The following is a 6,605-nucleotide window of genomic DNA, read 5'->3' as shown; positions in this document are numbered from 1 at the left end:
CTGGTGCATCGGATCCAAGTACAACGAATCTAATGGCTTTAGCTAAGCTATTTGGAGTCACTGCTGAAGAAATTTTAAAGGAAGTTAAATAAATTCATTGTATAGTCGATGATGAAAAAGAAATATTACAACAATCGTTTAACGATGAGTAAAGGAAGTATGAATATGAAGATTATTAAAGTTATAAATGATGAAGATAAAAAGAAAATCACAAGAGCTATATTAGAAGCGTTGCCTGAGTGGTTTGGAATTGTAGAAGCAAGAGAAGAATATATTCTTGATAGTGTAGGAAAAGATTTCTTTTGTGCTATTGAAAAGGATAAGGTTGTTGGATTTTTGTATCTTAAACAAACGGGTAAAGATACGGTTGAACTAGCTGTAATGGGTGTATTAAAAGAATATCATCGTAAAGGAATTGGAAGAGCACTATTTGAATACGCAAAGGAAAGTATAAAGGAACGTGGATATTCGTTTATCCAGGTAAAAACAGTGAAGATGGGAATGTATGAAGATTATGATCGTACAAATCGATTTTATATTTCGTTAGGATTTAAAGAATTTGAAGTTCTGAATTCGTTGTGGGATGAAAACAATCCTTGTCAAATCTATGTTATGGCAATATGAGGTGACAAAATGGCATCAACTAAAGAATATTTAGATTTTATTTTAGGGCAACTATCCAATTTAGAAGAAATTACGTATCGAGCTATGATGAAAGAATATATCCTCTATTATCGAGGAAAAATTGTTGGTGGTATATATGATGATCGATTACTTGTTAAGCCTGTAGAAACCGCAATTCGTTATATGTCAAAAGTTCGATATGAATTACCATATGATGGGGCTAAAGAAATGTTGTTGGTAGATGAAGTGGATAACCAAGAATTTTTGGAAGGCTTGTTTCAAGTGATGTATGATGAGCTTCCAAATCCAAAAAAGAAGAAATAAACTATGAATGAGTTACTATTTTCCAAGAAATATTTTGTTAGAAAACTACAAAAGAATGATATTGATCAAATATATGGTTTTTGTAGTAAAAATCACTTATATTATCAATATTGTCCTCCTTATGTGACAAGAAAGAGTGTTGAATCGGATATGATGACTCTTCCAGGCAATATTGATATTAAAGATAAGTATTATGTGGGATATTTTAAGAACGAGAAGTTAATCGCAGTCCTTGATTTAATTGATGGATATCCCAAAAAGGATATTGTGTTCATTGGATTCTTTATGATGGATATCAATGTACAAAAGAATGGGATTGGAAGCGCAATAGTCAATGAACTTATTGAATATTTAGCAACACTTAAATATAAGGAAGTTCGCTTAGGTTGGATAAATGGAAATCTTCAAGCTGAACATTTTTGGATTAAGAATGGTTTTTGTCCTATAAAAGAAGATCGTGTAGTACTTGCGAATCGAACTATTAAATAAATTCTTTACTGATTGACAGATATTTATGGGCATAGATACTTTCTTTTTGCCAGATGATATCAAAGTCATGTTGTAGTTTAAAATCATCTAAAGTAATTTCTTTGAGTTCTTTTGATTTTAATTCTTTTTCTACAGCTATCTTATATAGGAAAGAAATTCCACAATCTTTTTTCAATAGATTCATGATGGTATGCATATTTTCAACTTGTGTATAATGTGTGAAATTTGAAATATGTAAACCATGGGCAATTAGGCTTTGTTCAAGAATATTTCTTGTTCCAGAACCTTTTTCGCGAACTAAAAGATGCTCAGATATTAGATCGTGAATGGTATGGGGTTCTTTTGTGAAATGGTGGGATGTAGCACAGACGGCAATATAGTCTTCTGTGCTATATTTTATGTGGGAATAGTTTTCTTTTGGATAATTACCTTCGACAATGGCCATACTGATTTGACCTTGATCGAGTAATTCGAGTAGTTTAGATGTGTTGCCATAGTGAAGGTGGATGTTGATTTCTGGGTGGTTTTGAATAAAGTTTGCCAATTTATCAATAATCGCATATTCACCAATAGTCATAGTGACTCCAATGGATAGTGTTTCAATGTTGGATGTGATATTGTTGATTTCATTCATTATGGCTTGTTCATTATTTTTCATAGCTAATAGATGCTTATATAGTATTTCACCGGAAGGAGTTAGTGATAACTCTTTATTTTTGTATGCAAATAATGTGGTATTGTATTGTTTTTCTAAGAAATGAATATGTTGTGATACGGCAGGTTGAGTGATATTTAATTGTTTGGCGGCTGTTGTAAAATTTAAAGTTTTACATACAGTAAGAAATGTTTTTGTTCGATAATCTAGCATAGGTACCTCTATTGATAAGAAATAATTATTGTTCGATATAATTATATAATTTTACCTTATTGTTGTATAGTGATACAATTCTTCGCATGGAGGGAATTTTAAATGAATTTTGTAAATAAATATGGAAAAGGCATTTTAATTTGTCTTTTAATTGCGATTCCATCATGGATCATTGGAAAGATGTTTCCAGTCATTGGTGGTGCTATCATTGCAATTCTTGCAGGTATGATTATCGCGATGTTTTGGAATGATAAACAAAAAGCAGAAGCTGGTATTAAATGGACTTCTAAGATAGTTTTACAGACGGCTGTTGTATTACTTGGATTTGGAATGAATTTAGGTGTTATTTTTGAAACGGGTAAGCAGTCTTTACCGATTATTCTTTGTACGATTACGACATCGCTTGTGCTTGCGTGGATCATGAAGAAAGTTTTGAAAGTACCTACAAATACATCAATACTTGTTGGTGTTGGTTCTTCGATTTGTGGGGGTTCTGCCATTGCGGCAACGGCACCTGTTATTGGTGCGGATGATGATGAGATTGCCCAATCTATCGCAGTTATCTTTTTCTTTAATGTATTAGCCGCTATTTTCTTTCCAATGTTAGGAAAAGCACTTGGCTTTGATACAATGCATGGCGATGCCTTTGGTATTTTTGCAGGAACAGCTATTAATGATACATCAAGTGTAACGGCTGCAGCTTCTACTTGGGATAGTATGTGGGGTCTTGGTAGTGCTACATTAAATAAGGCAGTAACAGTAAAGTTGACTCGTACTCTTGCGATTATTCCAATTACACTTGGACTATCTTTTGTTCGTGCTAAAAAAGAAAGACAAGCATCAAACTTTAGTTTGAAACGTGCCTTTCCAATGTTTATACTTTATTTTATTTTGGCAGCAATCTTTACAACGATTTGTGTAAATTTAGGAGTAGACTCTAGTGTATTTGCACCACTTAAAGAATTATCTAAGTTTTTGATCATTATGGCTATGGCAGCCATTGGACTTAACAGCAATGTAATTCAGTTGATCAAAACGGGTGGAAAGCCAATTGCGGTTGGTGCAACATGTTGGTGTGGTATCACAATTGTAAGTTTAGTGATGCAGCATGTAATGCATATTTGGTAAACTTTGAATTATAAAGAAATCGTGTCAATAAATTTTTGTGTGGCAATATTGGTTGCACGACTTGCATCCTGGACAAGAAGAATATCTCGTTCAGGATTTTTTATATTTGTATGAATTTCAAAAATATCAGAATCCTTAGAAATTAATTCTTTAGGATAGAATCCAATGCCAAGGTTGTGTTTGACTAATGGAAGTATTTGATCGGCAGTAGCCACTTCTAAATCGGTATGAAAAGGGATTTTTTGATTTAAGAACAAGTTTGAATAATAGGTATATGTACTTGTGTTTTTGCCTAAAGTAATAAATGGATAATTAGAGATTTGTTGAATGTCTAGAATTTCATTGCTTAAGTTTTCGTATTCTTTTCCACCAATTAATATTTCTTCAAAGCAGTAGAGTGAAGTAGTATGTAATGGCTTTTTGATGTTGATTGGACTTGTGACTACGGCAATATCGACAATTCCTTTTTCTAAGGCATCAACAGCTTGAATAGAGGAATGGTTGGATAATTTGATTTTGACTTGTGGATAGGCTTTGTGGAATTGTTCAAGTTTGGATAATAAAAAGATATTTAGAGCTGTTTCACTTACACCAATTGATATATGTCCATGTTCTAAGGTTTTATTTGAAAGGATTTCACTTTCTCCTTGGTAAAGTTGTTCAATGGCTATCGCAACATGTTCATAGAGTTGTTCACCTTCAGGTGTTAGGGTAATACCGGAATGGGAGCGTACTAAAAGCTTACATCCAAATTCACTTTCAATGTTGTTCATAGTTCTTGAAATGTTAGGCTGGTTGTTATGCAGGATTTTTGCGGCTTTTGAAAAGCTTTTGTATTTAGCTACATAATAGAAAATACGGTAATAGTCTAGTGTCATTGTATAACCTCCATATAATTTTTATATAATGCATATTTAAAATATACATTTCACATATTTTATAGGTGTTAGTATAATACTTTTAGTCTGAGTAGGCAAGCCATCAAAAACAGATACAAAAAGTGTGTTAAAGGAAGACTTCTTGTATCTGTTTGCCCAAAGGACTAGAAAAGAAGTGAGAATCATGCCAACAATTTTTCCTAGGGAAGAAAAGGCAGAGGCTTTGTTTGATAAAATTGCCAAGGATCCTAGAGCCTGTAAACGATTAATGGATGCCTTTTATGAAGGTATTGCCTGTGATGAGGATTCAGGTGTAGAAGAAGAAAGGGTACTTGTAGATAAACAAGTATTTACCAATGCCTTATTTACTGCATACAAGAACAAAGATCTGTCGGCATTTTTAATGGCTGTATGCGGCAATAGTATGTTTGACTTATTACGGAATGCATTCTTAATTCCATTGCGATTTAACGATAAGGGAAAAGAGAATCCGATTCTTTTAAGTGATGAAAATGGAAATATTATAGAAAGTGATATTCATATCCCAGATTTAAAGAAGCATATGTTTAATAAAATAGTGAAGAAGAATTTGTATTTAGCGTATGGCTTTTTAGAACAGCATAGCTTTAAAGAGGACATGTCCATTCAAACTATTCAAAATGAATCGCATTTAGGTATCTTAGTTGTTCAAGAAATGCCTGAAGAGGTTCATGAAAAGTTAAGTGATGCACAAATTTATTCTGGCTTGTGGGATTCTATGATGAAGCTTGAAGATTTGTTGTATAATGCATTCTTCTATTGTGGGGATTTTAAAGGAAAGTATTGTGTAGGTGTGTTCTTACCATTTACACATTTTGAACATAATTTAGAGAAGAATATTGAAGTTTCAAATAGTATTTTATATGAATGTATACAAAAAATGCTGAACGATTAAGTTCAGCATTTTTATGTACAATATCGAAATGAGGGATCGGTTAAGATACGGGCAAATATAAGTCCCATTGGAAGGGCCAAAACAATCAATAAAGATTGAATGAGCCAGTTAGCTCCAATTGACATGGTGGATGCAAGTTCGAGATTATAGATAGCTCGATACATATATAGGCCTGGGACCATAATCACAATGGATGGTACGGTTATGGCAATTCTAGGATATCCTGTATTTCCTTTAATCATAGAGGCAAGTAGTCCGGCTGTTAATGCGCCAATAAAGGCTGCGGCTGCAGCAGGTAAAGATAAATCGACAAGTGTTAGTCGCAATGTGTTTGCGATGGCTCCAATGCATCCGGCACTGGCGGCTATTTTTTTTGAACTGTTAAACATTATGGAGAATCCGAATACGCCTCCAAAACTGGTTAATAGTCTTAATAGTAATTTGGTGGATGTTGAAATATGTAGCTTTACAAAATCAACGGGTTGCAGATGTAAGACTAAAGCGCAGATCCATGCAGTAAGTGTGGCAGCTAAAATAATGATAATGGCATAGGCAAGTCTTTCAATACCAGAACGAAGATCTAATTTAGCTAAGTCAATACCGCTTGTAATGAAGGGAAAGCCTGGAATGATGAAAAGCATAGAACAGATGTATCCAGCTTCGTGTTGTGTGGCTATGCCAAAACAGGTTTCTAGAAAATTAAATAATAAGGCATACGCAAGACAGGCTAATGAAACACTGGCAGCGACATTTAAAAATAGGGTGTAGTTATGTTTGATGAGTTTCATTCGAAGTGTATTGCCAAGTCCCGCACCTACAAAGGCACAAAGCATTTCAATGGGGCCTCCTCCAAGTAGAAAGGTAAAACAACTACAGGCAAGGGCTGCAGCTAATCCTAGAATAATGGGGGAGTAGCTAGAGTGAATGCTTTCGATTTGGTCTAATTGATTGTGAATCTCATTGCATGTGCATGTTTTACATTCGTCTTTAAAGTGATAGACAAAGTCTTCCATACGTGCAAGTTTGGATGTGTTCACACTTGTATTATGTAAAGACAAAGATTGGGCATGGGACTTAATTCCATCAATGCATGTGTAGGAAATATTTGTAAGTCCAATGTCGGCAATGCATGTAATATTTAGTTCACTAGCAATGGTGTTCATTGAACTTCTGACTCGCCAGGCACCTGTACCACAGGCTAGAAGCATCAATCCAATTCTTCCTATAACGGAAGATTTTTCTGTAAGACTTGCATTTTCAATCTTGACTTTTGAATCTTTGTTCGTATATTCATGCCATGGAATGTCCATGTGGTTGTTCATAAGATCATCTCCTATATCATTTATATATAATATACATA

General features: G+C 34.0%; 8 protein-coding genes. 5 read left to right on the top strand and 3 right to left on the bottom strand.

The window, feature by feature from the left end; genetic code table 11:
* Positions 1-165: 165 nt before the first annotated feature.
* Genes EUBIFOR_RS02875 through EUBIFOR_RS02865 form a run of 3 tightly spaced genes read left to right on the top strand, consistent with a single transcriptional unit; the run spans position 166 to position 1,437 of the window.
* Positions 166-624 carry a GNAT family N-acetyltransferase gene (locus EUBIFOR_RS02875; protein WP_040466182.1) on the top strand — a complete coding sequence of 153 codons (459 nt, stop codon included), beginning with the start codon at positions 166-168 and terminating at the stop codon, positions 622-624.
* 9 nt (positions 625-633) lie between these two features.
* Positions 634-948, top strand: coding sequence for a TfoX/Sxy family protein (locus tag EUBIFOR_RS02870; RefSeq protein ID WP_003864408.1), 315 nt, complete (start codon positions 634-636; stop codon positions 946-948).
* A gap of 3 nt (positions 949-951) precedes the next feature.
* Entirely contained in the window at positions 952-1,437 is a 486-nt protein-coding gene (locus tag EUBIFOR_RS02865; RefSeq protein ID WP_003864407.1) for a GNAT family N-acetyltransferase, read from the top strand.
* On the opposite strand, the gene EUBIFOR_RS02860 is transcribed toward EUBIFOR_RS02865, so the two are convergent.
* A complete protein-coding gene (locus EUBIFOR_RS02860) occupies positions 1,430-2,305 on the bottom strand; it encodes a LysR family transcriptional regulator (RefSeq protein ID WP_003864406.1) in 876 nt (291 codons plus the stop codon). The genes EUBIFOR_RS02865 and EUBIFOR_RS02860 overlap by 8 nt on opposite strands.
* 102 nt (positions 2,306-2,407) lie before the next feature.
* Here EUBIFOR_RS02860 and EUBIFOR_RS02855 point away from each other — a divergent pair, with 102 nt between their 5' ends.
* Entirely contained in the window at positions 2,408-3,433 is a 1,026-nt protein-coding gene (locus tag EUBIFOR_RS02855) for a YeiH family protein (protein ID WP_003864405.1), read from the top strand.
* A gap of 8 nt (positions 3,434-3,441) precedes the next feature.
* Here the strand turns inward: EUBIFOR_RS02855 and EUBIFOR_RS02850 are convergent, their stop codons facing one another.
* Entirely contained in the window at positions 3,442-4,311 is an 870-nt protein-coding gene (locus tag EUBIFOR_RS02850) for a LysR family transcriptional regulator (protein ID WP_003864404.1), read from the bottom strand.
* A 184-nt stretch (positions 4,312-4,495) separates the two neighbouring features.
* Here EUBIFOR_RS02850 and EUBIFOR_RS02845 point away from each other — a divergent pair, with 184 nt between their 5' ends.
* Positions 4,496-5,245, top strand: coding sequence for a DUF4866 family protein (locus EUBIFOR_RS02845; RefSeq protein WP_040466103.1), 750 nt, complete (start codon positions 4,496-4,498; stop codon positions 5,243-5,245).
* Between the two features lie 11 nt (positions 5,246-5,256).
* Here EUBIFOR_RS02845 and EUBIFOR_RS02840 read toward each other — a convergent pair whose 3' ends face one another.
* Positions 5,257-6,567 (bottom strand): threonine/serine exporter family protein, encoded by a 1,311-nt coding sequence (locus EUBIFOR_RS02840; protein ID WP_050755931.1) that lies wholly within the window; start codon positions 6,565-6,567, stop codon positions 5,257-5,259.
* Positions 6,568-6,605: the final 38 nt, after the last annotated feature.

The sequence above is a fragment of the Holdemanella biformis DSM 3989 genome, assembly GCF_000156655.1.
Lineage (GTDB): Bacteria > Bacillota_I > Bacilli_A > Erysipelotrichales > Erysipelotrichaceae > Holdemanella > Holdemanella biformis.
This window is presented reverse-complemented; position numbering and strand designations above follow the sequence as displayed.

What these genes read in the sequence shown, in the direction of transcription:
- EUBIFOR_RS02875 (WP_040466182.1), top strand. Translation starts at nt 166, where the DNA reads ATGAAGATTATTAAAGTTATAAATGATGAAGATAAAAAGAAAATCACA.
- EUBIFOR_RS02870 (WP_003864408.1), top strand. Translation starts at nt 634, where the DNA reads ATGGCATCAACTAAAGAATATTTAGATTTTATTTTAGGGCAACTATCC.
- EUBIFOR_RS02865 (WP_003864407.1), top strand. Translation starts at nt 952, where the DNA reads ATGAATGAGTTACTATTTTCCAAGAAATATTTTGTTAGAAAACTACAA.
- EUBIFOR_RS02860 (WP_003864406.1), bottom strand. Translation starts at nt 2,305, where the DNA reads ATGCTAGATTATCGAACAAAAACATTTCTTACTGTATGTAAAACTTTA.
- EUBIFOR_RS02855 (WP_003864405.1), top strand. Translation starts at nt 2,408, where the DNA reads ATGAATTTTGTAAATAAATATGGAAAAGGCATTTTAATTTGTCTTTTA.
- EUBIFOR_RS02850 (WP_003864404.1), bottom strand. Translation starts at nt 4,311, where the DNA reads ATGACACTAGACTATTACCGTATTTTCTATTATGTAGCTAAATACAAA.
- EUBIFOR_RS02845 (WP_040466103.1), top strand. Translation starts at nt 4,496, where the DNA reads ATGCCAACAATTTTTCCTAGGGAAGAAAAGGCAGAGGCTTTGTTTGAT.
- EUBIFOR_RS02840 (WP_050755931.1), bottom strand. Translation starts at nt 6,567, where the DNA reads ATGAACAACCACATGGACATTCCATGGCATGAATATACGAACAAAGAT.